General features: G+C 72.3%; 26 protein-coding genes and 7 tRNA genes. 11 read left to right on the top strand and 22 right to left on the bottom strand.

Annotated features, from left to right (window positions below):
• Positions 1-34 precede the first annotated feature (34 nt).
• From ABZY20_RS27005 to ABZY20_RS26990, 4 genes are all read right to left on the bottom strand, one after another.
• Entirely contained in the window at positions 35-595 is a 561-nt protein-coding gene (locus tag ABZY20_RS27005) for an HIT domain-containing protein (protein ID WP_356444447.1), read from the bottom strand.
• Between the two features lie 66 nt (positions 596-661).
• Positions 662-2,638 carry a threonine--tRNA ligase gene (gene thrS / locus ABZY20_RS27000; RefSeq protein ID WP_356444445.1) on the bottom strand — a complete coding sequence of 659 codons (1,977 nt, stop codon included), beginning with the start codon at positions 2,636-2,638 and terminating at the stop codon, positions 662-664.
• 94 nt (positions 2,639-2,732) lie between these two features.
• Positions 2,733-3,965, bottom strand: a complete 1,233-nt coding sequence (locus ABZY20_RS26995) for a hypothetical protein (RefSeq protein WP_356444443.1) — start codon at positions 3,963-3,965, stop codon at positions 2,733-2,735.
• A complete protein-coding gene (locus tag ABZY20_RS26990; protein WP_356444442.1) occupies positions 3,962-4,528 on the bottom strand; it encodes a DUF4365 domain-containing protein in 567 nt (188 codons plus the stop codon). Before ABZY20_RS26990 ends, ABZY20_RS26995 begins: the two co-directional genes overlap by 4 nt.
• Before the next feature lie 169 nt (positions 4,529-4,697).
• On the opposite strand from ABZY20_RS26990, the gene ABZY20_RS26985 reads away from it, so the two are divergent.
• Positions 4,698-5,426, top strand: a complete 729-nt coding sequence (locus ABZY20_RS26985) for a 3'-5' exonuclease (RefSeq protein ID WP_356444440.1) — start codon at positions 4,698-4,700, stop codon at positions 5,424-5,426.
• 57 nt (positions 5,427-5,483) lie between these two features.
• Here the strand turns inward: ABZY20_RS26985 and ABZY20_RS26980 are convergent.
• Together ABZY20_RS26980 and ABZY20_RS26975 are read right to left on the bottom strand one after the other, a co-directional pair.
• A tRNA-Val gene (locus ABZY20_RS26980) sits at positions 5,484-5,555 on the bottom strand.
• Between the two features lie 39 nt (positions 5,556-5,594).
• Complete coding sequence (locus ABZY20_RS26975; RefSeq protein WP_356444438.1) at positions 5,595-6,041, bottom strand: SRPBCC family protein; 447 nt, start codon at positions 6,039-6,041, stop codon at positions 5,595-5,597.
• 61 nt (positions 6,042-6,102) lie between these two features.
• Between ABZY20_RS26975 and ABZY20_RS26970 the strand changes: the two genes are divergently transcribed.
• Entirely contained in the window at positions 6,103-8,523 is a 2,421-nt protein-coding gene (locus ABZY20_RS26970) for a hypothetical protein (protein WP_356444437.1), read from the top strand.
• A 7-nt stretch (positions 8,524-8,530) separates the two neighbouring features.
• Here the strand turns inward: ABZY20_RS26970 and ABZY20_RS26965 are convergent, their stop codons facing one another.
• The 7 genes from ABZY20_RS26965 to ABZY20_RS26935 form a co-directional block, all read right to left on the bottom strand.
• On the bottom strand, positions 8,531-11,266 hold the full coding sequence (locus ABZY20_RS26965; protein ID WP_356444435.1) for a Tat pathway signal sequence domain protein: 2,736 nt from the start codon (positions 11,264-11,266) through the stop codon (positions 8,531-8,533).
• A gap of 114 nt (positions 11,267-11,380) precedes the next feature.
• Positions 11,381-11,971: a hypothetical protein gene (locus ABZY20_RS26960; RefSeq protein ID WP_356444434.1), complete on the bottom strand. Its 591-nt coding sequence runs from the start codon at positions 11,969-11,971 to the stop codon at positions 11,381-11,383.
• A gap of 5 nt (positions 11,972-11,976) precedes the next feature.
• Complete coding sequence (locus tag ABZY20_RS26955) at positions 11,977-12,858, bottom strand: carbohydrate ABC transporter permease (RefSeq protein ID WP_356444432.1); 882 nt, start codon at positions 12,856-12,858, stop codon at positions 11,977-11,979.
• Positions 12,858-13,862 carry a sugar ABC transporter permease gene (locus tag ABZY20_RS26950; protein ID WP_356444430.1) on the bottom strand — a complete coding sequence of 335 codons (1,005 nt, stop codon included), beginning with the start codon at positions 13,860-13,862 and terminating at the stop codon, positions 12,858-12,860. Before ABZY20_RS26950 ends, ABZY20_RS26955 begins: the two co-directional genes overlap by 1 nt.
• Positions 13,862-15,187: an extracellular solute-binding protein gene (locus ABZY20_RS26945; protein ID WP_356444429.1), complete on the bottom strand. Its 1,326-nt coding sequence runs from the start codon at positions 15,185-15,187 to the stop codon at positions 13,862-13,864. Before ABZY20_RS26945 ends, ABZY20_RS26950 begins: the two co-directional genes overlap by 1 nt.
• Positions 15,188-15,685: 498 nt before the next feature.
• Positions 15,686-15,757 (bottom strand) — tRNA-Val (locus ABZY20_RS26940).
• A gap of 98 nt (positions 15,758-15,855) precedes the next feature.
• Positions 15,856-16,314 (bottom strand): TIGR02611 family protein, encoded by a 459-nt coding sequence (locus ABZY20_RS26935; protein ID WP_356444427.1) that lies wholly within the window; start codon positions 16,312-16,314, stop codon positions 15,856-15,858.
• Positions 16,315-16,505: 191 nt separating this feature from the next.
• On the opposite strand from ABZY20_RS26935, the gene ABZY20_RS26930 reads away from it, so the two are divergent.
• Positions 16,506-16,919 carry an SsgA family sporulation/cell division regulator gene (locus ABZY20_RS26930; RefSeq protein ID WP_004002642.1) on the top strand — a complete coding sequence of 138 codons (414 nt, stop codon included), beginning with the start codon at positions 16,506-16,508 and terminating at the stop codon, positions 16,917-16,919.
• A gap of 402 nt (positions 16,920-17,321) precedes the next feature.
• Entirely contained in the window at positions 17,322-17,882 is a 561-nt protein-coding gene (locus tag ABZY20_RS26925; RefSeq protein WP_356444425.1) for a CGNR zinc finger domain-containing protein, read from the top strand.
• 85 nt (positions 17,883-17,967) lie between these two features.
• On the opposite strand, the gene ABZY20_RS26920 is transcribed toward ABZY20_RS26925, so the two are convergent.
• Together ABZY20_RS26920 and ABZY20_RS26915 are read right to left on the bottom strand one after the other, a co-directional pair.
• Positions 17,968-18,186: a hypothetical protein gene (locus ABZY20_RS26920; RefSeq protein ID WP_356444486.1), complete on the bottom strand. Its 219-nt coding sequence runs from the start codon at positions 18,184-18,186 to the stop codon at positions 17,968-17,970.
• Positions 18,187-18,339: 153 nt separating this feature from the next.
• Complete coding sequence (locus tag ABZY20_RS26915; protein ID WP_356444423.1) at positions 18,340-18,777, bottom strand: hypothetical protein; 438 nt, start codon at positions 18,775-18,777, stop codon at positions 18,340-18,342.
• A gap of 227 nt (positions 18,778-19,004) precedes the next feature.
• Between ABZY20_RS26915 and ABZY20_RS26910 the strand changes: the two genes are divergently transcribed.
• Positions 19,005-19,517, top strand: coding sequence for a DsbA family protein (locus ABZY20_RS26910; RefSeq protein ID WP_356444421.1), 513 nt, complete (start codon positions 19,005-19,007; stop codon positions 19,515-19,517).
• Between the two features lie 42 nt (positions 19,518-19,559).
• Here the strand turns inward: ABZY20_RS26910 and ABZY20_RS26905 are convergent, their stop codons facing one another.
• The 3 genes from ABZY20_RS26905 to ABZY20_RS26895 all read right to left on the bottom strand — a co-directional run bounded on the left by ABZY20_RS26905 (position 19,560) and on the right by ABZY20_RS26895 (position 22,317).
• Positions 19,560-20,384 carry a GNAT family N-acetyltransferase gene (locus ABZY20_RS26905; protein WP_356444419.1) on the bottom strand — a complete coding sequence of 275 codons (825 nt, stop codon included), beginning with the start codon at positions 20,382-20,384 and terminating at the stop codon, positions 19,560-19,562.
• A gap of 71 nt (positions 20,385-20,455) precedes the next feature.
• Positions 20,456-21,277, bottom strand: coding sequence for an aminodeoxychorismate lyase (locus ABZY20_RS26900; protein ID WP_356444417.1), 822 nt, complete (start codon positions 21,275-21,277; stop codon positions 20,456-20,458).
• The gene (locus tag ABZY20_RS26895; protein ID WP_356444415.1) at positions 21,274-22,317 is read right to left on the bottom strand and encodes a chorismate-binding protein; all 1,044 of its coding nucleotides are present in this window, start codon (positions 22,315-22,317) and stop codon (positions 21,274-21,276) included. The genes ABZY20_RS26900 and ABZY20_RS26895 overlap by 4 nt, the downstream gene beginning before the upstream one ends.
• Before the next feature lie 178 nt (positions 22,318-22,495).
• Here ABZY20_RS26895 and ABZY20_RS26890 point away from each other — a divergent pair.
• The 5 genes from ABZY20_RS26890 (at position 22,496) to ABZY20_RS26870 (ending at position 22,964) form a co-directional block, all read left to right on the top strand.
• Positions 22,496-22,568 (top strand) — tRNA-Gly (locus tag ABZY20_RS26890).
• 36 nt (positions 22,569-22,604) lie between these two features.
• Positions 22,605-22,678: transfer RNA gene (locus tag ABZY20_RS26885), tRNA-Cys, on the top strand.
• 1 nt (position 22,679) lies between these two features.
• Positions 22,680-22,751: transfer RNA gene (locus tag ABZY20_RS26880), tRNA-Val, on the top strand.
• A 26-nt stretch (positions 22,752-22,777) separates the two neighbouring features.
• Positions 22,778-22,849 (top strand) — tRNA-Val (locus ABZY20_RS26875).
• A 43-nt stretch (positions 22,850-22,892) separates the two neighbouring features.
• A tRNA-Val gene (locus tag ABZY20_RS26870) sits at positions 22,893-22,964 on the top strand.
• 59 nt (positions 22,965-23,023) lie between these two features.
• On the opposite strand, the gene ABZY20_RS26865 is transcribed toward ABZY20_RS26870, so the two are convergent.
• The 4 genes from ABZY20_RS26865 to ABZY20_RS26850 form a co-directional block, all read right to left on the bottom strand.
• Positions 23,024-23,317, bottom strand: coding sequence for a zf-TFIIB domain-containing protein (locus tag ABZY20_RS26865; RefSeq protein ID WP_356444413.1), 294 nt, complete (start codon positions 23,315-23,317; stop codon positions 23,024-23,026).
• A gap of 79 nt (positions 23,318-23,396) precedes the next feature.
• Positions 23,397-24,341 (bottom strand): aminoglycoside phosphotransferase family protein, encoded by a 945-nt coding sequence (locus ABZY20_RS26860; protein WP_356444412.1) that lies wholly within the window; start codon positions 24,339-24,341, stop codon positions 23,397-23,399.
• A gap of 261 nt (positions 24,342-24,602) precedes the next feature.
• Entirely contained in the window at positions 24,603-24,812 is a 210-nt protein-coding gene (locus ABZY20_RS26855) for a hypothetical protein (RefSeq protein WP_356444410.1), read from the bottom strand.
• A 235-nt stretch (positions 24,813-25,047) separates the two neighbouring features.
• A complete protein-coding gene (locus tag ABZY20_RS26850) occupies positions 25,048-25,266 on the bottom strand; it encodes a hypothetical protein (RefSeq protein WP_356444482.1) in 219 nt (72 codons plus the stop codon).
• A gap of 216 nt (positions 25,267-25,482) precedes the next feature.
• On the opposite strand from ABZY20_RS26850, the gene ABZY20_RS26845 reads away from it, so the two are divergent.
• Positions 25,483-26,922 (top strand): protein kinase, encoded by a 1,440-nt coding sequence (locus tag ABZY20_RS26845; RefSeq protein ID WP_356444408.1) that lies wholly within the window; start codon positions 25,483-25,485, stop codon positions 26,920-26,922.
• Positions 26,923-26,980 lie beyond the last annotated feature (58 nt).

The raw sequence follows: 26,980 nt of genomic DNA, 5'->3' as shown, positions 1-26,980 counted from the left end.
CCCCCACCGCCCCAGCGGCACGACTGCCCGCAGGCTAAGTGGCCGGCCAGGCCTCCGCCAGCATCTTCCTCGTGTCGGCCAGGAGCTGCGGCAGCACCCGCGTGTGGCCCACCACCGGCATGAAGTTCGTGTCCCCGCCCCACCGCGGCACGATGTGCTGGTGCAGGTGCGCGGCGATGCCCGCGCCCGCGACCGTGCCCTGGTTCATGCCGATGTTGAAGCCGTGCGCGCCGGAGGCCGTGCGCAGGGCCGTCATGGCCTGCTTGGTGAGTTCCCCGAGTTCGGCGGTCTCCGCGGCCGTGAGGTCGGTGTAGTCGGCGACGTGGCGGTAGGGCACGGTCATCAGGTGCCCGCCGTTGTACGGGTAGAGGTTGAGCACGGCGTAGACCTGCTCGCCGCGGCGGACGACCAGCCCGTCCTCGTCGGACTTGGCCGGGATCGAGCAGAAGGGGCAGCCGTCGCCGGCGCCCGGGCCGGTCGGCTTGTTCTCGCCCTGGATGTAGGCCATCCGGTGGGGCGTCCACAGTCGCTGGAACGCGTCCTGCGTCCCCACTCCCAGCTGCTGCTCCGGCTCACTCGTCATGCTGTGCAGCATATGGCGTCGAGCTGGGGGGACGGCAAAGGCCCCCGGGATCTCCCCGGGGGCCCGTACGCCGTGCGATCAGACCTGGGCCCGCTCCTCGACGACCTTCAGGATCTTCGCCAGTGCCTCGTCGAAGGGGATGCCGTTCTCCTGCGAGCCGTCGCGGTAGCGGAAGGACACGGACTCGTGGGACATGTCCTCGTCGCCCGCGATGACCATGAAGGGCACCTTCTGCTTCTGGGCGTTCCTGATCTTCTTCTGCATGCGGTCCGAGGAGGAGTCGACCTCGACGCGCAGGCCCTTCTTCCTGGCCGCGGCGGCGAACTTCTCCAGGTACTCCACGTGCGCGTCGCCGATCGGGATGCCGATCGCCTGGACCGGGGCCAGCCACGCCGGGAAGGCACCCGCGTAGTGCTCCAGGAGGACCGCGAAGAAGCGCTCGATGGAGCCGAACAGCGCGCGGTGGATCATGACGGGGCGCTGCTTGGAGCCGTCCGCGGAGGTGTACTCCAGGTCGAAGCGCTCCGGCAGGTTGAAGTCGAGCTGGATCGTCGACATCTGCCAGGTGCGCCCGATGGCGTCCTTGGCCTGGACGGAGATCTTCGGGCCGTAGAAGGCGGCGCCGCCCGGGTCCGGGACCAGGGGCAGGCCCTGCTTCTCGGCGACATGGCGCAGCGTCTCGGTCGCCTCCTCCCAGGCCTCGTCGGAGCCGACGAACTTCTCCGGGTCCTTGGTGGACAGCTCCAGGTAGAAGTCGGTCAGGCCGTAGTCGCGCAGCAGGTTCAGCACGAAGGTGAGCGTGGAGTCCAGCTCCTCGGACATCTGCTCACGGGTGCAGTAGATGTGCGCGTCGTCCTGGGTGAAGCCGCGGGCCCGGGTCAGGCCGTGCACGACGCCCGACTTCTCGTACCGGTACACGGTCCCGAACTCGAACAGGCGCAGCGGCAGTTCGCGGTAGGAGCGGCCGCGCGCGTCGAAGATCAGGTTGTGCATCGGGCAGTTCATGGGCTTGAGGTAGTAGTCCACGCCCTCGTCGAGCTGCATGGGCGGGTACATGCCGTCGGCGTACCAGTCCAGGTGGCCCGAGGTCTCGAAGAGCTTCCCCTTCGTCGCGTGCGGGGTGTAGACGAACTCGTAGCCCTCCTCCTCGTGGCGGCGGCGCGAGTAGTCCTCCATGACGCGGCGGATGATGCCGCCCCGGGGGTGGAAGACGGCGAGGCCGGAGCCGATCTGCTCCGGGATGGAGAACAGGTCCAGCTCGTTGCCCAGCTTGCGGTGGTCGCGCTTCTCGGCCTCGGCGAGGAACTCCAGGTGCGCCTTCAGCTCGTCCTTGGTCGGCCAGGCGGTGCCGTAGATGCGCTGCAGCATCGGGTTCTTCTCGCTGCCGCGCCAGTAGGCGGCCGCGTTGCGCATCAGCTTGAACGCCGGGATGGTGCGGGTGGTGGGCAGGTGGGGACCGCGGCAGAGGTCCTTCCAGCACAGCTCGCCCGTCTTGGCGTCCAGGTTGTCGTAGATCGTCAGCTCGCCGGCGCCGACCTCGACGTCCGCCCCGTCGTCGGAGGAGGCCGAGCCCTTGAGGCCGATCAGCTCCAGCTTGTACGGCTCGTTCGCCAGCTCCTCGCGGGCGGCCTCGTCGGTGACCACGCGGCGGGAGAAGCGCTGCCCGCGCTTCTGGATCTCCTGCATCTTCTTCTCGATGGCCTTGAGATCCTCGGGCGTGAACGGCTTCTCGACGTCGAAGTCGTAGTAGAAGCCGTCCTTGACGGGCGGGCCGATGCCGAGCTTGGCCTCGGGGAAGAGCTCCTGCACGGCCTGCGCCATGACGTGCGCGGTGGAGTGGCGCAGGATGTTCAGGCCGTCCTCGGAGGAGATCTCGACGCCCTCGACCTCGTCGCCGTCCGACACGGCGTACGACAGGTCCTTGAGCTCGCCCGCCACGCGCGCGGCGATGACCGAGCGCTCGCCGGCGAAGAGCTCGGCGGCCGTAGTGCCCGTCGTCACCACGCGTTCTTCCCGCTCGGAATCGCGCTGGATGATCACACGGACGTCTGACACCGGTCTCTCCTGACTGAAGGTGGGGCTGCGGGCGCCGTACCGGAGCGCGCGCATGAGTAAGGATCGTACCGACCCGGGACCACCCAGGGCGAAATCAGTCCCCGCACTCCCCGCCGCAGGCCTCCTCGAAGAAGTCGAGGTTCTCGTGCAGCTCCTTGATCAGCCGGTCCCGCTCGGCGTCGTCGACCTGCATGGGCACGACGTCGTGGGCGCCGGTCAGACGCCGGAACCCGCCCCGGCTCTCCAGCCGGCCCCGCACCCGCACGGGCAGTCCGACGAGGTGGGCGTGCCCGGCGATCCGGTACGCCTCCTCGTCCAGGGTGATCCGCACCTCCGGCACGTCGATCCCGGCCAGCACGCGCAGCCGTACGGTGCCCTCGCCGCGTGGCCCCGACCTGCGCATGCGGACGACCGTGCCCGTGATCCGCACCGGCACGGCGGGTTCCGCGCGCAGGTAGCGGGCGCCGGCTTCGCGCAGCGCGGGCAGGTCGCCGGGTGAGAACTCGACGGGCTCGGCGCCGGGCGCGCAGCCTTCGGGCACCCCGGCCGCCGGGGCCCACGCGACGGCGATGCGGGCCCCCTCGGTCCCCCGGACGAGGGTGATCAGGGCCTCGGTGAGCTCATGGCTCACTCCTGCCTCGACCGCCCCGTCGAAGGCGTCCATGCCGCCGGTGGCGCGCCGGTAGTCGACGGCCTCCCGGGCGGCGAACAGGGCGTGGTGGAGGCGGACGGCCAGGGGCCGGCCGCCGGTGACGGGGACGAAGGCGGTGAGCCGGCCGTCGTCCCCGGCGGCGCCGACGAGGACGTGTTCCAGCGCGGCGGCGGCGGAGCGGCGGTGGCGGGCGCCGTGGTAGCCGGCCCGGGCACGGGTGGCGAGGGCGGCGGCGAGCAGGACCCGGCGGGCGGCGGTGCGCAGCCGGTCCTCGGCGGCCCAGGGCGCCGCGCCCGCGGGACCGGCGGGGACGTCGCGCCACCAGTGGATCTCGTCGCTGGGCACGGCGAGGGAGACGAGGACGTCCCGGGCGGCGGGCGTGCCGCTGCGGCTGAGGGCGAGCAGCGCCTCGGCGAGCAGGTCGTCGCTGTCGGGGAAGGCGCGGCTCTCGGGGACCAGCAGGCTGGTGCCGCTGCCGCCGGGGCCGGGCGGGGTCCAGCGGCCGTAACGGCCCGGGGCGCCGCCGCGGCGCTGCCAGCCGTGCCGGCGCAGCAGCGCGCCGAGCACGGCCGGGTCGACCTCGCCGGGCTCGGGCGGCGGGCCGCCGCGGGCGGTGTCGACGGGGTGCGGCCGCGCGGGCCTCGGGGGCTGCTCCTCGGTCGGGCGGTGCGTCATGGTCTTCCTCCCGTCCCGACCCGCGTCATGATCTCGCACAGCGCCCGGTCGTCGAAGATGCGTGCGGTCGGTATCCGCACGGTGGTGCGGCGGCGGCCGGTGACGGGGTGCCCCGCGAGGTTGGTCCAGTAGCAGCAGTGCCTCAGGTCGAGCCGGTCGTGGCCGGCGCGCAGCCAGTCGTCGCGGGAGCGCGGCACCAGCATCACCACGAGGATCTTGTGCACGGACACGGGCGTGCGGGCGAGCTTGGCCAGGTGGTCGTTGTCGAGCGTGAAGGCGAAGGTGCGGCCCGGTGGGCCGGGCGGCACCTGGTAGGTGGCCTTGAGCTGCACCTTGATGGTGACCTCGTCGTCGACCGTGTGCCCGGGCGCGCTGTGGCTGACGTGCCAGTCGATGCCGTTGTCCGGAAACGGCTGGGACAGCGAGCAGCCGGCGGCCGCCGCGACGGCGTGCAGATAGCCGACCTGCAGTGTCTCCATGCAGGCGGTGGTGGCGAGAGTGCCGCGTGAGGGAGCCGTGCGCTCGGGCAGCAGCCCGCCCCGTTCGGGCTGCGCTATGGCCATGGCCGACAGCCTTCCAGAACAAGTGTTTCCCCGCTGCGGGCCGCTGAACTGCGATGACCCTTACTCCTGTTGTCTCCTTCCGGCGTACGGCGCAAACAGCCCGGGTATCACCGGTTCGGGCAGCGGACGGTGCGTCAACTGCCGACGGTGAGCGAGGGGTTGTGTGGCTATGACGACGTGCTGGTACGAAGGGCCGCTGGCCGCCTTCGACACGGAGACCACGGGCGTGGACGTCGAGACCGACCGGATCGTGTCGGCCGCCGTGGTCGTCCAGGACGCCCCGGGGATGCGGCCGCGGGTCAGCCGCTGGCTGGTCAACCCGGGCGTGCCGGTGCCCGCCGAGGCGACGGCGGTGCACGGCCTGACGGAGGAACACCTGCAGCGCAACGGCCGGTGGCCGGCGCCGGTGATGTACGAGATGGCGGAGGCACTGGCCGAGCAGGCCCACGCCGGCCGTCCGGTCGTGGTGATGAACGCGCCGTTCGATCTGACGCTGCTGGACCGGGAGTTGCGCCGCCACCGCGCTTCGGCGCTGGGCCGCTGGTTCGAGTCGGCGCCGCTGCTGGTGCTCGACCCGCGGGTCCTGGACAAGCACCTGGACCGCTACCGCAAGGGCCGCCGCACCCTGACCGATCTGTGCGCGCACTACGGCGTCGCCCTGGAGGGCGCGCACGACGCGGCGGCCGACGCGGTGGCGGCGCTGGAGGTCACCCGCGCGGTCGGCCGACGGTTCGCGTCCCGGCTGGAGCGCCTCGCGCCCGGCGAGCTGCACACGCTGCAGGCGATGTGGCACGCGGCCCAGGCGCGGGGGCTGCAGGCGTGGTTCGCGCGCAGCGGTGTGGACGAGGCGGTCGACCCGGCCTGGCCGCTGCGCCCGGGTCTTCCGGCGGCGGCCTGAGGGCTGGTCGCGGGCATGAAAAAACCGGTCCGTCTGCGACGGACCGGCTGTCTCCGGTGGGCGATACTGGGTTCGAACCAGTGACCTCTTCGGTGTGAACGAAGCGCTCTCCCACTGAGCTAATCGCCCGGGAACGCACTGAACAATACAGGTCCGGGCGCGCTTCCTTCAAACCGCTCGCAGGTGCCCGGCCAGTCCGCGCCGCCCGGACCGCATCATCAGCGCGTGGTTGGCCCGGAACACGGGCCGTCCCGGTACGGCGAGGCGGCGCATCAGCGGCTTGGTCACGGTCACGACCTGGTCGTAGCGCGCGAGGCTGCCCGCCCCGTCCGCAGTGACCGTCCAGCGCGCCCAGCCCTCGAGGTCCCCGGTCATGGCGATCTCCAGCACACCGGCCGCGGGGTCGCGCCGCACCTCCCGGGCCGTGAAGGTGATGTCGTACGGCAGGACGGAGCGGATCCGGATCACTCCGGTGGTGTCGTCGAGGCGGTTCACCTCGCGGACCGCGCGCCACCAGCGGGGGTAGTCCTCCGGACGGGCCAGCACCTCGTACACGGTGGCGGGCGGCGCGGGCAGGGGCCACAGGCTGCGGAAGCGGTAACGGTTCCAGTCCATGACGGCAGTCTGCCCACGCGGGACACGGGACGGCTGAGTACGCGCCTGAGTATCCGCACTCATGCCGTGCGAGGTGACGCCGACCACACTGCCCTGCATGACGCACCTTCCACCCCCGGCCGAGGAACTGCGGCTCCTCGACGCCGAACTCTGGCAACTGGACGCCCGGCGGTCCCAGTTGCTGGCCCGCCGCGCCTGGCTGGTCGCGGCCCTGCAGCAGGCACAGGGACAGGCCGGGTCCCGGGCGCAGGCCCGGCCGCCCGCCGCCGCGCCGGGTCCGGAGGCTTCCGGGCCCGGTGTGCAGAACCTGCTGCTGGTGCTCGGCGGTGTGCTGCTCACGCTCGCGGCGGCGGTGTTCACGCTGGTCAGCTGGGGGCACATGGGGATCACCGGGCGGGCGCTGGTGCTCGGCGCGGTGACGCTGGCGACGCTCGCCGCGCCGGTGGCGCTGCTGAAGCGGGGTCTGCGCTCGACGGCCGAGTCCGTGGCGGGCCTCGGGCTCGCCCTGACCGTCCTCGACGCGTACGCCCTGCACGGGGCAGCCCTCGGCGGGACCGACGGCACCGGGTACGCGGCAGCGGCCGCGGCCGTGCTGGCGGCGGCCTGGGCGGCGTACGGGCTGCTGCCCGCCACGGCCGCGCTGCGGCTGCCCCTGCCCTGCGCCCTGGCGGCGGCCCAGTTGCCGCTGCTGCTGTGGGCCCTGGCGGCGGACGCGGGGCCGTACCTGATCACGGCCGCGCTGCTGGTGACGGCCGGGCTCGACGCGGTGGCGGCGCTGCGCGTGACGGGCGCCCCGGTCCGGGTCTGCGCGGTCGTCGGTGCGTACGGCACGGGCGGCTGGGGTGTCCTGGGCGCCGGGTGGCTGTCCCTGGCGGCCGGCGGCCCGGGTGCCGCGACCCGTGCCGGTGCGCTGCTGCTGCTCGCGGCGGGGATCGCCCTGGGCGCGGCCTGGCGGGGTCCGGGCCGGGGGCACGCCCTGGGGCTCGCGGTCGTCGCGGGCCTGCTCACCGTGGCCGCGCTCGGCGGGGTGGCGCGTACCGGGGTGCCCCCGGAGTGGGTCGTACCGGCCCATCTGGTGTTCGGTGTGGGCCTGTTGGGGGTCGTGCCGGCCGGACGGCTGCTGCCGGACGCGGTGCGGCACGGTGTCGTCTGGGCGTCCGGTGCGGTGCAGGCGCTGGCGGTGCTGGGGGCCCTGCCCGTCGTCGCCGTGGTGGTGCTGGGACCGGCCGGGTGGCTGGACAAGGTGTGGAGCGGCGCGCCGGCGGATGCGCGCGCGGCGGTGGCCGTGGAGGTGCCCTGGCCGTCCGGCGCGGTGACCGCTCCGGTCGTGCTGGTGGCCGTGGCGGCCGTTCTCGCCCTGGCGGTGCGTGCGGAGGGGTGGCGGCCGCGGGCGCGGCTCGGCGCGCTGGGCCTGCTCTGGGCCACCGCGCTGATCCTCCCGGCGGTCCTCGGGGTCCCGTACGTCGCGGGGATGGCGGTGCCGGGGGTGATGACGGCGGCCGCGCTGTACCTGTGCCGGACCACGACCACTGCCGCGCGGGTCACGGCCCTGGTCCTCGCCCTGGTGACGGCTCTCGGGCTCACCCTGGTCTCGCTGGCCTCCCAGCCGGCGACGCTGGTGGTGCTGTCCGTGCTGACAGCGCTGTTCGCCGCGGCGTCGTGGCGGTCGGGCGTCGCCGCCTTCACGGCTCCGGCCGCCCTGGTGCACGCCGCGGCGCTGGCCTCGGCGACCGGGACCGCCCTCGACTGGCCGGCTCCGCGCACCGCCCTGCTGGTGCTGGCGGTGCCCGCAGCGGCCGCCCTGCTCGCGGCGCGGCTCGGGGCGTCCCCGGCGACCGTGCCGGTCGAGGCCGCGGGAGCCGCCGCCGGCCTGCTCGCGGTGTGCCTCGCGGTCACCGATCCGCCTCTGCTCGCCCTGGTGCTGGCCCTGTGCGCGGTGATCGCCGCGGGTACGGCACTGCGTCCGGACCGCCGCCCCGCCCATTACGCGGCCACGGCCCTGTTCGTGCTGGCCGCGTGGGTGCGCCTGGCCGCCTGGGACGTCGGCACCCCCGAGGCGTACACCCTGCCGGTGACCGTCCCGGCGCTGCTCGTCGGAGCTCTGCGCCGGCGGCGTGACCCGCGGGCCTCGTCCTGGACGGCGTACGGTCCCGGGCTCGCCGCGACCCTGCTGCCGAGTCTGGTCGCGGTCTGGGCGGACCCGCACTGGACCCGCCCCCTGCTGCTGGGCACGGCGGCCCTGCTGGTCACCCTGCTGGGAGCGCGGCACCGCCTGCAGGCGCCGCTGGTGCTCGGCGGCGCGGTGCTGGCCCTGGTCACGCTGCACGAACTCGCCCCGTACGTGGTGCAGGTGACGGGTGCTCTGCCCCGCTGGGCGCCTCCCGCCCTGGCCGGTGTCCTGCTGCTCGCGCTCGGGGCGACGTACGAGCAGCGGCTGCGGGACGTGCGGCGGATGCGGGAGGCGCTGGGCAGGATGAACTGACCCCCGGCTAGGGCATCCTGTCGCCGAGCAGGGCCAGGTTCTCGATGGCGGCGAGGCCGTACAGCGCGGTGTCGTTGGTGGACACCCAGGAGGCCTCGCTGCCCGGTACCAGCGCGACCGGGCCGGTCAGCTTCTCCGTCTTCCAGGGGGCAGACTCCTTGTAGCCGTCGGAGTTGTAGAACTTGTCCCAGGCCCGTGCCGCCAGCTTCGCGTCACCGGTCCGCACGGCCGCGTACGCGTCGAGGCGCGAGTGGCCCTGGAAGAGGATGAGGCTGCCGAAGTTGCTGCCGTAGCGTGCCGCCTGCTCGGCCTTGGTCGCGTTGAAGTAGCGGCAGTAGTCGAAGTACGCCTCGTTGAACTCCGGCATGTCGACGAGGTCGATGAGTTCGGCGCACAGCTCGTTGAGGCCGAACACCGCCGACAGGTGGGAGACGCTCACCACGGGCTTGTCGGCGATGGCGAACCTGCCGGTGTCGAGGTCGTACAGCCCGGTGCCCTGGACGAAGCCGTTGGGCTGCGCGGCGATCGTCTCCATGGTCGACAGCACGCGCGCCTTGGCCTTCTCCCACTTGGGGCCCTTGCGCTCCCACTCGGTCAGCCACGCCGAGACGAGCCCGCTCCAGTCCGTGCCGAAGCCGATCGACAGGGCGTGCCGGTCGGGTGTGTAGGGCTCGGTGCGGATCTTGCGGATCGGGTCGAGGGCGAGGAACGTCTCGTCGGAGTCGACGTTGGCGTGCATGAGGTCGCCGACGCGTTCGTCGGCGGTGAGGAAGTAGTAGTAGCGGCGGTAGGTGGTGTTGGCGATGCGCTGCTGCTTGGCGCTGTCGGCGAAGTGCTGCACGCCGTGCCGGGTGCCGAGGCCCGCCCATGCGCCGAGGTGGTAGACGTCGACCTCGCCGGTGTGCCGGGTCATCGCCTCGGCGAAGCGGAAGATGTCGGCGCGGCCGGAGCGCAGGTAGGCGAACCACAGCCACAGGTCGGGCGACAGCTCGGAGTTGTCCCAGGCGTAGCCGCCGACGTCGTAGCGCCACTGGTGCCGGAAGGTGTCGTAGGTGTGCATGATGTCGCCGTAGTCCCAGAAGCCGTACCAGCGGCGCTGCTCCACCTGGTCCCTGTAGTAGGTGAAGAGGAAGTCGAGGTGGTCCTCGATCTTCGCCTTGGCCGGGGTGGAGCGGTCGGGCTCGGAGTACAGGCCCGGTCCGAAGACCCCGGCCTTGATGAGCTGCCTGGGCGGGGCGGCGAGCTGCGGCAGCACGCGGACGGCCTCGACCTGCCGGGCGAGCGTCTCGGCGGCGGGGGTCGACTCGTTGGCCCAGAACATCAGTTCGGAGGTGCGGGCGATGCCGTACGGGGTGCCGAACTCCGGTTCGTAGTCCTCGTAGGTGATGTTGAGGCCTTCGAGCTGTTCGGGGTAGGTGTCCTGGCCCATGCCGTCGTGGTAGAAGCGCATGTCCATGGGCTGCGCCTCGGGCGACCAGAGCCAGAGGGTGACCTCGGCCTCGTCGGTGTGGGCGCCCCGGATGTCGAGCTGGGCGGGGAACTTCTCCCAGAAGTCGCGCAGGCCGAAGGAGAGTCCGCCGCTCGTGCCGCCGACGTAGCCGAAGCCGGAGGCGCGCCGGCCGCCGCCCGCGGCGATCCAGCCGTGGCCCTTCTTGGTGCGCTTGCGGACGGTGAAGCCGTCGGCGGACAGCTGGGAGAGGGTGTAGTCGCCCCACTCGGGGATGTACTGCAGGCGGGTGGTGACCCGCTGGTCCCAGGTGGCGGGGTCGGGCAGCTTGCGGCCCTCGAACTGGGCGCTCTGCACGGCCGCGCCCGGGTCCCGGCGCAGTCCGGTGATGCCCTTGACCGCCTCGCGCAGCAGGCCGGTGCCCTCGCCTCCGACGCGGATGTGCCGGTCGTAGGACGCGTCCCGCATCGGTACGTTGAAGCGGACGCCGAGGCCGCGGATGAAGTCGCCGCTGGCCTTGCCCGGTTCCTGCCTGCCGTCGTAGGTGACGGTGTGCACCATGCGGAAGGAGTCGGCGCCCGCGTAGAAGTAGAGCCGGACGGAGAACGGCAGCCAGCTGCGGTTGCCCTTGCGGTGCTTGCCGTCGATGCGGACGACCGCGCGGACGGGGCCTTCCTGCTCGACGTGCGCCTCAAGGACCGCACCGTCGAAGCGCTCCGTCTTCACGGTGCCCTGGTCCTCGTCCTCGACCTCGGGCTGGCGGATCAGCACGAGCCGGCCGTTCCTGGCGATCTCGGTCGAGCCGCGGCGCACGGACTTGACGATCGTCGAGCCGGAGGTGGCGATCCGCGCGGTGATGACGCCGGTGGAGACGTCGATCGTGCCGCCGCTCCTGGTGACGGTGACCTTCTTCTCGGGCGCCGCGGGCGTCCCGGCGCTCAGGGTGAGCTTGCCGTCGCCCGAACCGACCGCGTGCGCGGTCCACTTGAGGGAGCCGTCGGGCCAGTAGGCGATCGGCCAGGACTGCACGGGCACGTCCTTGCCGTCCGCGTCCGTCAGCGCGAAGGTCTGGTCCTCCTGGTACGCGCCCTTCGGCCAGGGCACGCCGACGGTGGAGCCGGGGGCCGCGCCGAGGCCGCCGTCCTCCAGCCAGGTGAGGGTCACCGGGTCGGCGTCGGCCGGTTCGGCCGCGGGGGCGGCCTGGGCGTCCCGGGCTCCCAGCGCCCAGCTGAACTGGGCGGCGGCTCCGGCGACGGCGGCCGCCTTGAGCAGGGACCTGCGAGGGATGGGAGACATGAGGTTGCTGCCTTTCCTTGTCCGTGCGGGAAGCGGTTCCGTGCGCTGGTCAGGGGCATGACAGATGCAGGGTGCGGCGCGGGTGCGCCGGCCCTGGACGGGAGGGAGCGCGGGTCAGCGGTGCCGGTACCGCTCCTCGACGGCGACGGCCGCCGCCGCGACGGCCCCGAGCACCGGGACGGCCAGCGGCGCGGCGAACCAGGCGGACAGGACCACGACGGCCGGCCCGGCCATGATGAGGAAGGACCCGGCCGGGTCGAGCACGGTGCGGCGCCCGGCGTCCGCGAGCAGCGTCCGCCAGCGGACCCCCGGCTCCCACACCGCCGCCGCCCGCAGCCCGGCCACCGCGAGCCCGATCAGCGCGAGGACCCCGACGGCCCCGGCGAACGGCCCGCCCGGAATCCCGGCCCGGGCCGCCAGGACGTCCACCCACACCGCGGCCAGCGCCAGCCAGCCGGCGAGCCCGACGAGCCACCCGCCGCGCAGGGCCGTACGGAAGTCGGCGACGAACTCCCGCAGACCGCCGCCCTCATGGGCGGTGCGGCGCCGCAGATGCCGCGCCCCGGCGGCGAAGGCCGCCGGATACGTGACGACCCCCACCGAGGCCACGGCGATCCACACCCCGGTCAGCAGGGTCTCGGCGAACACCGCGAACCGCTCGGCCCACAGCGACTCCCCCCGCGCCTTCACGCGCGCCTGCGCCATGCCCCTCAGCCCTTCAGACCCGACGTGGCCATGCCGTCGATCAGATAGCGCTGGAAGGCGAGGAAGAACGCCAGCACCGGCAGCAGCGCGACGAGCGACATGGCGATCATGCCGCCGTAGTCGGCCACGCCCTCCTGGTCCACGAACATCTTCAGCCCCAGCGAGACGGTGTACTTGTCGGGCTCGTTGAGGTAGATCAGCGGTCCCATGAAGTCGTTCCACGCGTTGATGAACGTGAAGATCGCGCTGGTGATCAGGGCCGGGCGGCACAGCGGCAGCACGATCGACCAGTAGATGCGCAGGTGACCGCAGCCGTCGAGCCGGGCCGCCTCGTCGAGTTCCTTGGGCAGGTTGCGCATGAACTGCATCATCAGGAAGACGAAGAACGCCTCCGTGGCCAGGTACTTGCCCAGCAGCAGCGGGGTGTAGGTGTTGATCATCTCCATGTTGCGGAACAGCACGTACTGCGGGATCAGCAGCACGTGGTAGGGCAGCAGGAGCGTGCCGATCATCAGCGTGAACAGCAGGTTCCGGCCCGCGAACCTGATCCGCGCGAAGGCGTACGCCGTCAGCGAGCAGGACAGCAGGATGCCGATCACGGAACCCACCGCGAGGACGAGCGAGTTCAGGAAGAAGGTGGAGACGGAGATGTCCGCGATGCCCTCGGTGAGCCGCGTGTAGTTCGCCGTGACCGGGTCGCCCGGGAAGAGGTCCAGGCTGCCGACGATGTCCTCGCTCTTCTTGAAGGAGCCGCCGACGACCCAGACGACCGGGTAGAGGATCACCGCCAGGATCAGCAGGGACCCGATGTGCCAGGCGAGGGAGCCGGGCAGTCTCTGCCGCAGTCCGCCCGCGCGCGGGGTGACGTCGGTTGCCTGCGCACTCATCAGGCGCCCTCCTCGTAGTGCACCCAGCGCTTCTGGGACCAGAACAGCACCGCCGTCACCAGGGCGACCGCGACGAGCAGCATCCAGGCCATGGCGGAGGCCAGGCCCATCCGGCTGTTCTCGAAGCCCTGGACGTACAGGTAGCAGGTGTAGACCATCGAACCGTCGGCCGGGCCGCAGGCGTTGCCGCCTGCACCGCCGCCGACGATGTAGGCCGAGCTGAAGATCTGGAAGGAGTGGATCGTCTCCAGCAGGACGTTGAAGAAGAGCACCGGGGAGATCATCGGCAGTGTGATGTTCCAGAACCGCCGCAGCTTGCCCGCCCCGTCGACCTCGGCCGCCTCGTACAGCTCACGCGGGACCTGCTTGAGCCCGGCCAGGAAGATGACCATGGGCGCGCCGAACTGCCAGACGGTCAGCGCCACCAGGCTGTAGATGATCAGGTCCGGATCGCCGGTCCAGCCGCCGGCGTCGATCCCGAAGATCTTCTGCGTACGGTCGACGATCGCGTCGTCCGAGAAGATCGCCTTCCACACGATCGCCACCGAGACGCTCGCCCCGATCAGCGACGGCGCGTAGAAGGCGGCCCGGTAGAAGGCCTGCCCGCGCCGCTTCTGCGCCAGCAGCAGCGCGACCCCGAGGGCCGCGAGCAGCTTCAGCGGTGTGCCGACGACGACGTACCAGAGCGTCACCTGCACCGAGTGGCGCCAGCGCGGGTCCCCGAACATCTCGGAGAAGTTGTCGAAGCCGATCCACTTCGGCGCGTCGAACAGGTTGTAGTCGGTGAACGCGAAGTAGAGGGAGGCGACCATCGGGCCCGCCGTGAGCAGCAGGAACCCGGCGATCCAGGGGGACATGAAGAGATAGCCGGCCAGGTTCTCCCGGCGCCGCCGCCGCTTGAGGGCGGCGGGGCGCCCGGGCTTCACCGGACCGTGCCGCGGCTCGGAGCGCCGGTCCTGGGACAGGCCCTCCCTCGCAGGGGCGTGTGTCACGGTGGTTCCCATCAGGTGCCGAGAGCCGTCTTCGACTCGGTGAAGAACTGCTGGACGGCCTCGTCGACCGACCGCTTGCCCAGGGCGAGCTCCTCGGCGATCCGCAGGAACGCGGACTCGCAGATGTCGGCGCCGTTCGGGTGCGGGGTGATGGGCTCCAGCACCCCCGCCTCGACGAGGGACTCCTCGTAGGCGGCTATCGCCTTGTTGACCTCGTCGGTCGGCTTGTAGGCGTCGTACTGGGCCTGCGTCGCGGGCACCCCGCGGTCGTAGCCCATGATCTTCGCCACCTCCGGGTCGTGCACCATGAAGTCGATGAACTGGGCGACCTCCTTGGGGTGCCGGGTGCGCTTGGAGGCGCTCAGCATGAGCGACCCGAGGTACTGACCGGTCTTCTTGCCGTCGGTCGTCGGGATGGGGGCGAGCCCGTACTCGCTCTTGCCCTCGGAGGTGTACCGGACGGTGAAGTTGTCCCAGGTGAACTCACTGCCGGCGAGTTCGGCGGAGACGGCCGACTTGGGCTTGATCTGGGCGACCTTCTTGGGGTCGGCGTAGCGGCCGTCCTTCACGCCCTTCTCCGCCTTGGTCCACCAGTCCGTCAGGTCCGACTCGGTGAAGCCCAGGCCCTTCTCGGTGAAGAATGCCTTGCCGTTCTGACGCAGGTACAGGTCGTACAGGTACATGACGCCGTACATGCCGCTGTCGCCGGCGCGGCCCGTCCGGTCGCGGATCCTCCTCATCGCCGCGTCGAAGTCGTCCCAGGTCCAGCCCAGTTCGGGCTTCACACCGGCCCTGGTGTAGACGGGCTTGTCGATGACCAGGGACATGGAGTTCGAACCGACCGGAACGCCCAGCAGCTTGCCGTCGACCTCGCCGAACTTCTCCAGCCCCGCGCGGAATCCGTCCATCCGCAGGTTGCCTGCCTCGACCTGCTCGCTGAGATCCAGCAGCACGTTCTTCGCGTCGTATTTACGCAGGAAGCCGATGGCATTCTGGAACACGTCCGGCGGATTTCCGCCGGAGGCCTGCGTGTTGAACTTCTTCCAGAAGTCGAGATAAGGCTGGAAGTCCGTTTTCACCTTGATCTTCGGGTACTTCTTCTCGAAGAGCGCGATGGTCTTGTTGATTCTCTGGGCCCGGTCCTCCGCACCCCACCACGCGTAACGGATCGTCACCGTCCCGTCCGCGGAGGCCCCTCCGTCACCACCGCACCCGGTGGTCGCCGCCAGCCCCAGCGTGGCTGCCGTGGCCCCGGCCGCCTTCAGGATCGTACGTCTCTCAACATTCCTGCCGTTCACCACGGTTCGGACCTCCCCGCACCATCGTCCCGCTCGCATGAATCGTTTCAAGTAAGCGCTTGCTGGCACAAGGTACGGAGAGGGTGGGAGTGCGTCAATGATTCGGACAGGAATTTCTTGCCGGGCCGGCCGGGCACGTGCCCCCGACACGCGCGTGTCCGGAAGACGACGGTGCGCCCGGGGACCGATTCCGGCCAGGTGACAGCCGTCCGCGCCCCGCCGCGGCCACACACGGCGACGGCAGCCAAGCCCGGACCCGCACCCGCGCACACACGGAAGGGGACGCGCCGGGGGGTGTCCGCCCGCAGCGGTCGGCGCGTCAACGAACAGCGACTCGGCGCCCGACCCCATCGCGCCGTTCCGAGGACGGACACCCCCCGGCGCGGCCCCGACCCGAACTCAACGCAAAGGCGCGACGCGCACCCCCACGCACACCGCACAGGCCGCCGCAGGCACGGCCCCACCCCGACGCACGCGGCCGACCTCGCACAACGCGAACGGCCCACCTGCGTCATCGCAGGTGGGCCGTCGTCAGGGTGGGCGATACTGGGTTCGAACCAGTGACCTCTTCGGTGTGAACGAAGCGCTCTCCCACTGAGCTAATCGCCCGGACGCAGGAAGAACATTACCCCATGTCAGGGGGTGCCTGTGACCAGCGGCCGACGCCGGCACCCCCCGACCGGGGTCACTCCCGCGTCACTCGCGCCTCACTGGTTCTCGATCTTCCACGGCATGGCGATGCCGAACTTCCACACGTAGATACCGACCAGTATGGCCACGATCACCAGCCCGACGGTCGTCAGGATGATGTTCCGGCGCCGGACCTTGGGATCGAGGGCCCGCTGGGCCGCCTCGGTGACCTTCCGCTTGGTCCAGCGGAGCACCAGCTGCGCCCACACGAACTCCGTCGCCCAGATCGCCATGCCACCGAAGATGACGACCCAGCCCGGCCCGGGCAGGGGCAGCATGATGATGCCCGTGACGACGACCGCGAGCCCGATCACGAAGACGCCGACCTGCCAGCTCACATGCAGCAGACGGCGCGCTTTGATGAATTCCGGAGCCCGCGAGCCGAGCCCTCGCTCCTGCTCGCCGCGCACCTCTTCGGTCCTCGTCTCGTCGAACGCCACGGCCACCTCGCCCGGCTCGTTACTCCCCGTATTCATACGGCCAAACACTACCGGAGCGAAACCGGTCACCGGAATGGACGCACCGCACGAACGATCTCTCGGCCGGAAGAGTTACGTAAAGGCACGCAAAACACTCAGAGGGGTTTACAACGGCACCGTAGGTGGCATGTCGATTTCGCCGACGTGCGAATCCCCGAGCGCACACTGAGCGAAAGGCCCTGGCGCTTATGAACACCACGGTCAGCTGCGAGCTGCACCTGCGCCTCGTTGTGTCGAGCGAGTCCTCCCTGCCTGTCCCCGCAGGCCTGCGGTACGACACGGCCGACCCCTACGCCGTGCACGCCACCTTCCACACCGGAGCCGAGGAAACCGTCGAGTGGGTGTTCGCCCGCGACCTCCTCGCCGAGGGGCTTCACCGTCCCACGGGCACCGGCGACGTCCGCGTCTGGCCGTCGCGCAGTCACGGTCAGGGCGTCGTGTGCATCGCCCTGAGCTCGCCGGAGGGCGAGGCCCTGCTCGAGGCCCCCGCACGGGCCCTGGAGTCCTTCCTGAAGCGCACCGACGCCGCCGTGCCGCCCGGTACGGAGCACCGGCACTTCGACCTGGATCAGGAGCTCTCGCACATCCTGGCGGAAAGCTAGGGCGAGGCCCGCACAAGCCGCCCGGCGCCGTCGACTCGGGGAGACGGCTCGGGCTCGGACAACCGCATACGGGACACACCGGCGCCGGCACCGCGGCTCACGCGGGGCGGCGCCGGTGTGCGTCACGCTCCATGAGCAGGCATCCTCCGTGAAGAGGCACCCTTCGCGGGCACGCTCCGTGAACAGGCACGCTCCGTGAGCAAGCCGCTCGCGGCACCACGAAGAACCCCTCCCGTCACACTCCGTGGCCCGGCGCGGCATTCACTCGGGAACCATGCCGGGCCCGACGGCGTTGTAAGCGATGCCATGTACGGGCACGGGGGCGGCCCGGCGGAGGCTCAGCCGTTACCATCGGCCAGCATCGGCGGGCGCCCGCCCGACCCCCAGGCCAGGGAGCGAATCGTGCTGATCACCCACGACACCCGGTGCGCCCTCGACACCGTGGTCGATCTGGTGAACACCGCCCCGGAGGACGACACGGCGGCGGACGGACTGCCGGACGTGGCGACCCTCGCGGAGTTCGTGCGGAACCACCAGATCAGCGATGTCGGAGTGCTCTCCGAGTTCGACCTCTCCGCGGTGCGCAAGATCCGCGGCCGGTTCGCCACGGTCTTCGCCTCACCCGACGCCCGGACCGCCGCCGGGCTGATCAACGACCTGGTCGCCGCCGCCGGCACCACGCCCCGGCTCACGGACCACGACGGCTACGACTGGCACGTGCACTACTTCGCGCCCGGCGCCTCCGTCGCCGACCACCTGGCGGCGGACTGCGGCATGGCGCTGGCGTTCTTCGTGGTCGCCGGGGAGCAGGAGCGGCTGCGGCGCTGTGAGGCGCCCGACTGTCGCCGCGCCTTCGTGGACCTCTCCCGGAACCGCTCACGGCGTTACTGCGACAGCCGCACCTGCGGGAACCGCCTGCACGTGGCCGCGTACCGGGCACGCCGCAAGGAGGCGGCAGGCTGACGGCCGCGCCGCCCGGGAGCAGGCCGGGGCAGAGTTCCCGGAGGCCGCGGTCCCGGCGGGTGGCGCCGGGCACCGCGGGTACGGCTCACAGCAGCAGCAGGTCGTGCAGCGAGGCCATGAGCAGCAGACTCCCGATCACCGCAAGGAAGATCATCAGCGGTGGCTGGGATAGGGCGAAGAGGCAACCACGTGGCTCGTCCCGTGGGGGGCGCGGCTCGTCCGGAGAGGAACAGGGCACGTCCTGCGGGGGACGCGGCCCGTCCTGCGGCGGCGCGGGGTCGCTCTGTTGCGTCGTGTCCAGCATCTCGCGGCGATGATGACGCAGTCGCCCCGCCGGACGCGATCAGCGGGCTCGTTCCGTGCGGGAGTGCGCCGATTCCGTGAGGTCCGATGCGGATTGTGATCATTTGCGCGCGGGCGTGGACGCTCTGTGACGATTCAGCCCGACACGCCGGGGTCAGATGCCGTGCTTCTTGAGGATGGCCTCGATGTCGCTGAAGTCGTCGTCCCCCTTGGGCGCCGCGGTGGGCCGGCTCGCCGGGCGGGAGCCCTGTCCCAGGGAGGGCGCCGAGGCGGACGGGGCCACCGCCCCGGACCGCTCCGCCGCACGCGCGGCCTTGCGCTCCTTGCGGGTGCTGCCGCGGCGGCGCTCCACGACGCGCGTGGTCATGAAGAGCACCCAGGAAAGAGCGAGCACCCCGAAGCCCGCCCAGGCCACGGGGCTGAAGGCGGTGTCGGCCAGCCAGTCGACGATCCCGGTCATCACCAGGCCGAGCGGCACGAGGGAGTAGGCGGCGATCCGGGCCGCCGTCAGGAAACGCTTGCGGAACGCCGTGACGGCCGCGATGCCCAGGCCGGCCGCGGACACGGCGGAGCAGACGGTCTCGGCAATCATCCGGTCCTCCAGGCGTGCGCGGTCGAACAGGGCACTTCGTCCCTTCCATCCTGCACCCGCGGCACCCCGGCGGGCCACGCTCCGGGCGCACATCAGGGAGATCTCCGGGTCGCCTCCTCCGCAGGTGCCGGTGCGCGCCGCCCTCGCCAGGCTCGCGTGGTACGCGGCCGACCCGTGGAAGGGGCATCCGGTTGGGACGGGCGCCGGGCGGCTGGGAGACTGTCCGCATGAGCGACTCCTCCCCCGCCCCCGTCCTCGAGGTCTGGTGCGACCTGCAGTGCCCGGACTGCCGTACCGCGCTGGACGACGTCCGTGCCCTGCGCGAACGCTACGGCCCGCGTCTCGAACTGCGGCTGCGGCACTTCCCCCTGGAGAAGCACAAGCACGCCTTCGCCGCCGCCCAGGCGGCGGAGGAGGCGTGGGAGCAGGGCCGGGGCTGGGAGTACGCGGAGGCCCTGCTCGGCCGGGTCGAGGAGCTGGACCGTGCGGGAGAACCCTTCCTGATCGAGCTGGCCCGGGAACTGGACCTGGACGCCGAGGAGTTCGACACCGCGCTGGTCGACGGCCGGCACATCCTGATCGTGGACGCCGACCACGCCGAGGGCAAGGCGATCGGTGTGACCGGCACGCCGACGTACGTCATCGGCGGTGAGCGGCTCGACGGCGGCAAGAGCCAGGAAGGGCTGCGCGGGCGGATCGAGGAGATCGCGGACCGGCTGCTGGCCGGGCGGCAGGACTGAGACCTCCCGCCCGCCACCGGACCCGGCCTCCCCGCCCGGCCGTCACAGCAGCGGCTTGTACAGGGCGTGCTGCGTGGTCCGGTACCCCAGTGACGCGTAGAGCCGCTCGGCCGGGGTGTTGCCGGCGAAGACGTTGAGGCCGAGGGTGCGTCCGCCCTCGGCGATCGTCTGCCCCTCGGCCAGCAGCATCAGGGTGCGGCCGTGCCCCCGGCCCCGGTGGCCGGCGTCGGTCTCGACCTTGTAGACGAAGCCGCCGTTCTCCCGCACGGCCAGCCACAGGGTGCCCACCGGTGTCCCCCGGTGTTCCACGACGCTGATGAACATGCCGGGTGTGCCCAGGTCCTCGGGCAGCAGGGCGGCGTGGTCGCGCTCGGACTTGGCCAGGGCCTCGGCCTCGGGAACACCCCGCTCCGTCCAGCTGCGCGCGTACTCCTCCCGGCCCCTGGCCAGCCAGGGGCCGTACTCCGCCTCGGTCATGGGCCGGGCCCGGCTGCCCTCCGGCAGGTACGGCGGGGTGTCGCCGAGCGCCTTCTCCATGCCGCGGTTGCGCACCACGTAGCCGAGCGCGGTGGCGAGCCGCAGGGCGGCCTCCGCTCCGGCGGGGATCACGGCCTCGATACGGCGGCACCCCCAGCCGCGCGCCACCTCCTCGGCGGCGAGCGCGGCCACGGTGCCCCGGCCCCGTCCGCGGTCCGGTTCGTCGATGCGCAGGTCCGTGATCCGGGCCACCGCGTCGCCGAACACGGGATGCGTGCCGAGGTGTATCGCCCCTACGGGACGGCTGTTCACGCACACCTGGTAGCGGCGCGAGCGCGTCCCGTCGGCGTTCTGCTGAAGCGGCTCGATCGGCCGCAGGGTCGTGGTCATCAGGGGTGTTCTACCCGCACTGCGGCCCCGGTCAGCCGAAGGACCGGCGGTCCGGCGGTCCGGGGGGCCGGTCAGGGGTCGAGGTCGTGCCCGGACCGCTCCTCGAAGATCCGCATGGCCTTGGCGGTCACCGGGCCGGGCGCTCCCGGCAGCTCACGGCCGTCGACCCGGTGCACGGCCTGCACGTCCCGCAGCGTGGAGGTCAGAAAGACCTCGTCGGCCCGCTCCAGGACGTCCAGCGGCAGGTCGGTCTCCCGGGCGCCGGTCCATTCGACGGTCAGCGCGCGCGTGATGCCCGCGAGGCAGCCGGAGGCGACCGGCGGGGTGTGGATCTCGCCGTCGAGGACGACGAAGACGTTGGACCCGGTGCCCTCGCACAGCTGCCCCACCGTGTTGGCGAACAGCGCCTCCGAGGCGCCCTGTTCGCGGGCGCGGGCGAGAGCGACGACGTTCTCGGCGTAGGAGGTGGTCTTCAGTCCGGCCAGGGCGCCGCGCTCGTTGCGGGTCCAGGGGACGGTGATCACGGCGGTGGAGTCGGGGCGGCGGGTGGTCTCGCCCAGGGCGACGACGAGGGTGGGGCCGTGCTCGCCGCGGTCCGAGCCGAGTGGGCCGTGGCCGCCGGTGTAGGTGATGCGCAGGCGGCCGAGCGCCATCGGGTTGGCCTCGATGACTGCGGCGCAGGCGCGGCGCACCTCGTCGAGGTCCGGGTCGGGCAGGCCGAGGCCGCGCGCGGAGCGGGTGAGCCGGTCGAGGTGCCGGGTGAGCGCGAACGCCCGGCCGTCGACGGCCTTCACCGTCTCGAAGATGCCGTCGCCCACGGTCAGTCCGTGGTCGAAGACGGAGACGCGGGCGGACTCGGTGTCCTGCAGCCCGCCGTCGAGCCAGATCTTCACGTCAGGTCCTCTCCACTCACCTCGTACGTTCCCGACGCTATCGCGAGCAGCCGGGCCGCCTTCAGCTCGGTCTCCCGCCACTCCCCCTCGGGGTCGGAGCCCCAGGTGATGCCGGCACCGGTGCCGAAGCGCAGCATGCCGTCGGCCCGGTCGATCCAGAAGGTGCGGATGCCGACGGCCAGCTCGGCGACGCCCCGGTCGGCGTCGACCCACCCGATGCCCCCGCAGTACGGCCCGCGGGGCGCCGTCTCCAGCGCGTCGATGATCCGCAGGGCACTGGACTTGGGCGCGCCCGTGACGGAGCCGGGCGGGAAGGCGGCGGCCAGCAGGGCGGCCCAGCCGGCCCCGTCGCGCAGCTCGCCGCGGACGGTGGAGACCAGGTGGACCAGCCCTGGGTGCTTCTCCACGGCGCACAGGTCGGGCACCGTGACACTGCCCGTGGCGCACACCCGGCCGACGTCGTTGCGGACCAGGTCCACGATCATCACGTTCTCGGCGAAGTCCTTCTCCAGCAGGTCCGCCTCGGTGCGGCCGGTGCCCTTGATCGGTCCGGACTCGACGACGCGGCCGTCGCGCCGCAGGAACAGTTCGGGGGACGCGGTGGCGATCTCGACGCCGTGACCGGGCAGGCGGATCGTTCCTGCGTACGGCGCCGGGTTGCCGCGGGCCAGCAGGGCCGTGAGGGCGTCGACGTCGGCGCCGGGCGGGACGGGAGCGGACAGCACCCGGCAGAGGTTCGCCTGGTAGACCTCGCCGGCCGCGATGTGCTCGCGGATGCGCCGTACCGCCGCCGTGTACGCGGCGCGGTCGAGCGAGGACGTCCAGTCATCCGCCGCCGGTCCGCGCCACGCGCCGGGCCGGGGCGCGGGCACCCGCGCCGTCCGCACGTCCCGGAAGCGGGCGCAGGTCAGACGGCCCTCGAAGTCGGCGCAGACGGCCCAGAAGCCGCTGGAGTCCAGGGCCTCGGGGTCGTCGGTGACGTCGAGGAGCCCGGTGGCGACACGGTCGCCGAAGCGGGCGAGGGGAGGGAGGTCGAGCACGCAGCCGAGTCTAGGGCGGGTGCCCGGCGGGTGACCGGGGGATGTCCTCTCAGCAGGCACTGTGACGTCCCTGAGCAGGTGAGGCGCAGCACGCTGCACAAACGCGTTTTTGTACTGGCCCCGGTATCCGCTAGAGTTCAACTCGTCGCCGGGCCGCGAGAGCGGTCCGAAACGACAGGCGGACGTAGCTCAGTTGGTAGAGCGCAACCTTGCCAAGGTTGAGGTCGCGAGTTCGAGCCTCGTCGTCCGCTCGTAGGAACAGGGGGCTCCCGGCCCCCTACACTCCTGGTGGAGTGGCCGAGAGGCGAGGCAACGGCCTGCAAAGCCGTCTACACGGGTTCAAATCCCGTCTCCACCTCCAAGGACGATTAGCTCAGCGGGAGAGCGCTTCCCTGACACGGAAGAGGTCACTGGTTCAATCCCAGTATCGTCCACTGGATCTTCTCGAAGATCCCGACCCGCGCGATTAGCTCAGCGGGAGAGCGCTTCCCTGACACGGAAGAGGTCACTGGTTCAATCCCAGTATCGCGCACGCAGTGCCCGTGATCCGCTCCTGTGCGTGGTCATGGTACCGAGGACGATTAGCTCAGCGGGAGAGCGCTTCCCTGACACGGAAGAGGTCACTGGTTCAATCCCAGTATCGTCCACACCACACCGGAGCCCCCGGCCGTTCGACGGCCGGGGGCTCTGTCGTGCTGTCCCTCGCTCAGGAGGAGAACAGCATGCGTCCGAAGCTCTTCTGGCGGTGGTGTCCGCCATGGCCGTGGTGGCCGTGGCCGCCGTGCGGGGCGCCCCAGGCGGGTGCCGGAGGGGCGGGGTAGGCCTGCGGGCCGGGCGGGGGCGGCGGGGCGGCCTGCTGGGACCACTGGGACTCCAGGCGGGTCAGCGACTCCAGCTCGCCGTAGTCGAGGAAGATCCCGCGGCAGCCGCTGCACTGCTCGATCTGGACGCCGTTGCGGTTGTAGGTGTGCATGGGTGCACGGCACTTCGGACACTGCATGGTCGTTCAACTCCTCGCCGGTCGGTCCTGCTTCACGTCTCGCCAGGACAGACTCTGTCCGGCTGTGGTCGGTTGCACCCTACTTCGGGTGCTCCCGGGGCAACTCGGCCGGGACGGCGGCCATTCGGTCACAGGCGTCCACGACCGCCCGCTCCACCTCGTCCAGCGGGCGCCCGGCCGCGACCGCCTTGGTGACGGCCCGGGCGGCGGTCTGCACGGTGAGGGCGCGGGCCGGGACGTCCAGGGCGGGCCAGGGGTCGCCGTCGGCGGGGACGGCCGGGCCGCCGGCCTCGCGGTAGGCGGCGAGGAAGCGGGCCCACGCGTCGGGCGGGAGCAGGCCGCAGGCGTACCAGGCGGCGGGGCGGGCGAGGTCCCAGGCCGGGACGCCGGTGCCGAGGTCGTCCACGTCGATCAGCAGCCAGGAGCCGTCCGCGGCGGGGTGGCGCACGAGCTGGCCGAGGTGCAGGTCGCCGTGGCACAGCGTGCTCGCGTCCGGCATGGGGGCCTCGGCCCGGGCCCAGGGCGGGAGTGCGTTCCAGGCGCGCAGGACGGGGGGCACGCCGGGGTGCGGACCGGCTTCCGCGAGCCGGGCGACGGCCCGGGCCGCCTTCACGGGGCCGCGCATGGCGGGCAGCGCGGGCGGGGCCGGGGTGCGGTGCAGCCGGGCGAGGAGGGTGCCGGCGGCTTCCCAGGGAGCGGCGTCCGGATCGTCCGGGTCCACGGGGGTTCCGTACGGCCAGAACGTGACCAGACGGTCGTGCAGGCCGACCGGGGTGGGGGCGAGGGGCGCCAGGAGGATGCCGGGGTGCCGGACGGCGACGGACAGGCGGCTCGCGAGCTGCGCGGGGTCGGTGTCCGGGGCGTGGGCCTTGGCGACGGTGTCCGCGTGGCGTACGACGAGGCCGTCGGGGCGCTCGGCGAGGGTGGCCGCGCCGCAGGGGCAGACGGCCGCGGCGCGCGCGTGGGCCGTGGCCCGGGCCCGGGCGGTGAGGGCGGGTATGAGCGGGTCGGGGGCGGGCGTCACGGGGCTCCCTCGGTGTGGGTCTGGGGTGAGGGTACGTGGAGGCGGACCGCGTCCGGGGTGCTCGGCCGGACCGGTGGGCGGGGCTCACGGCGAGGGCCCGGCGGCTGCCGGGCGCGATGCCCGGCCCCCCGGGCAAAAGCAATGCCGGCGCAGCTCCCCAGCTGCGCCGGCATCTGTGCCGTCCGCCGCACCCCCGTCCCCACGGGGTTTCATGGGTGGATGTCCCCGCCCGGACCGCTCTTCCGGGCCTGGGGACGCCGCTCAGCGCCCCAGCATCTCGCCCACGGACGACGCCTGTGTGGCCACTGTCTCCCACCCGTCGAAGACGAGCAGGAGCAGGACCGCCAGGGGAAGGGCCATCAGCGTCGCCACCACGGGGTGGCGACGGCCCTGGCGGCGGGGGCGGAACGCGGCGGCGTACGCCTTGCGTCCCTCCTCGCGGATCAGCGTCCGCGGTGCCGTGTGGGCCATGATCCCTCTCCTGGCAATTCTCAGTTGTCGCTGGCAGCGGCGGGCGTCTGACCTCGGGGGACGAGTGCGTCCACCCGCCGCTTGACCTCAAATCTAGGCTCCCGGGCCCTCCCGGTCGTCATGCCCTCGTACCGATTGCCGGGCCTCCCGGAGGATGAGCCGCCCCCCACGGCGTACTCCCCTGGGTGGAGACGCGGAGCCGGGACTCAGGGTCTTCCCCGAAGGGACGCCCCGCTCATCCCGCTTTGCCGGAGCCGTCCTCCCGCGGAACCGGCTGCTCCACCAGCGCCGGCACCCGGTTCGCCGTGAAGCGGTCCGTACGCACGACGGTTCCGTTTCGGGTGACTTCGCTCACTTCCACGACACCTCGGCGTACCGTCGTCTCCACCCTGCGGCCCGCCCCGCTCGCCACCACCTCGTACGTGCCCGTGGTGTCACCGGCGTCCACGACCATCTCCACACGGTCCCCCTTCGCAGGACCAATCCCTTTTGTGCGGCGGGTGGTTGAGGTCACTCGCCGCGCGAAGTCCGCCTCTTCGCGCCCTTGCTGACCACCCTTCAAGTCTTGCGCCCACCACTGACAATCCATCACTCCGAGAGGGCGCGGCCTCTGCGCGCGGGCGGCCGTGGAAACGTAAGCTGTGGCTCGTCACAGGACCGGGCAGCGGGGATGAACATGGCGATGATGCGCCTGAGGCGCGAGGACCCGCGCGTCGTCGGCTCGTTCAGGCTTCACAGACGGCTCGGCGCGGGCGGGATGGGCGTGGTCTACCTGGGCTCCGACAAGAAGGGGCAGCGGGTCGCGCTGAAGGTCATCCGGCCGGATCTGGCCGAGGACCAGGAGTTCCGCTCGCGCTTCGCCCGCGAGGTCTCGGCGGCCCGGCGGATCCGCGGCGGCTGCACGGCCCGGCTCGTGGCCGCGGACCTGGACGCCGACCGGCCCTGGTTCGCCACGCAGTACGTGCCCGGGCCCTCCCTGCACGACAAGGTCGCCGCCGAGGGACCGCTCGGCGCGGCCGACGTCGCCGCTGTCGGCGCCGCCCTGTCGGAGGGCCTGGTCGCGGTGCACGAGGCCGGCGTGGTGCACCGGGACCTGAAGCCGTCCAACATCCTGCTGTCCCCCAAGGGGCCGCGGATCATCGACTTCGGCATCGCCTGGGCCACCGGCGCCTCGACGCTCACGCACGTCGGCACGGCCGTCGGATCGCCGGGGTTCCTGGCGCCGGAGCAGGTGCGCGGGGCGGCCGTCACCCCGGCCACGGACGTGTTCTCGCTCGGCGCCACACTGGCGTACGCCTCGATGGGCGACTCGCCCTTCGGGCACGGCAGTTCCGAGGTGATGCTGTACCGCGTCGTGCACGAGGAGCCGCAGCTGCACGGCGTGCCGGACGCACTCGCCCCACTGGTCCGGGCGTGTCTGGCGAAGGACCCCGAGGAGCGGCCCAGCACGCTCCAACTGTCCCTGCGCCTCAAGGAGATCGCTGCCCGGGAGTCGCAGGACCTGGCCGGCGTACGGCCGCCCGCGCCGCGCGGAGCCGAGAGCGACCGGCCCGTCGACACCTACCCGGAGCGCGGCCGGGGCAGGCAGGGCCAGCCGGGGACGTCCGGGGCGCAGCGGGGCCGGGGCACTCCCCCGCCACGGCGCTCCTCCGGGCCCGGCGAGGGCGTTCCGGCGCCGGACGGCCCGGCGTCCCAGGGCGGATCCGGCGCGCGGGGCGGAGCCCGGGCACCGGGCGGCAACCGGCAGACCGGCGGTTCGGGCCGGGGCAGGAACCCGGCGCGCGGCTCCGGTGCCTCGCGCGGCGGCACCGCGTCCCGGTCCGGGGGGCGGCCGACTCCCACGGGCCGCAACGGGACGCGGCCGGGCAGCGGCAGCCGCCCCGCTCCCCACAGCGGTACCGGGCGCCAGTCGCCCAGGAACACCGGAACGGGGCTGCGGCCCGCCAATCCGCGGCTGCTGCGGCAGCGGCTGTTCGTTTTCGTCGTGGTCACGCTGCTGGTCGCGGTCGGCATCGCCCTGGTGCAGGGCTGCCAGGGACCGGCGCAGGGGCTCGGCGGCGACCGGGACGGCGCACGGCAGGTGCACGTGGAGCGGGAGCACGGACCGTAGGCGGGCCGGCGCGACGGGTGTGAGACTGCCGGTCGCGGCCGCTCGGACCGTGGCCGGG

Origin of the sequence: Streptomyces sp. NPDC006624, assembly GCF_040611555.1 — a bacterium.
Lineage (GTDB): Bacteria > Actinomycetota > Actinomycetes > Streptomycetales > Streptomycetaceae > Streptomyces.
This window is presented reverse-complemented; position numbering and strand designations above follow the sequence as displayed.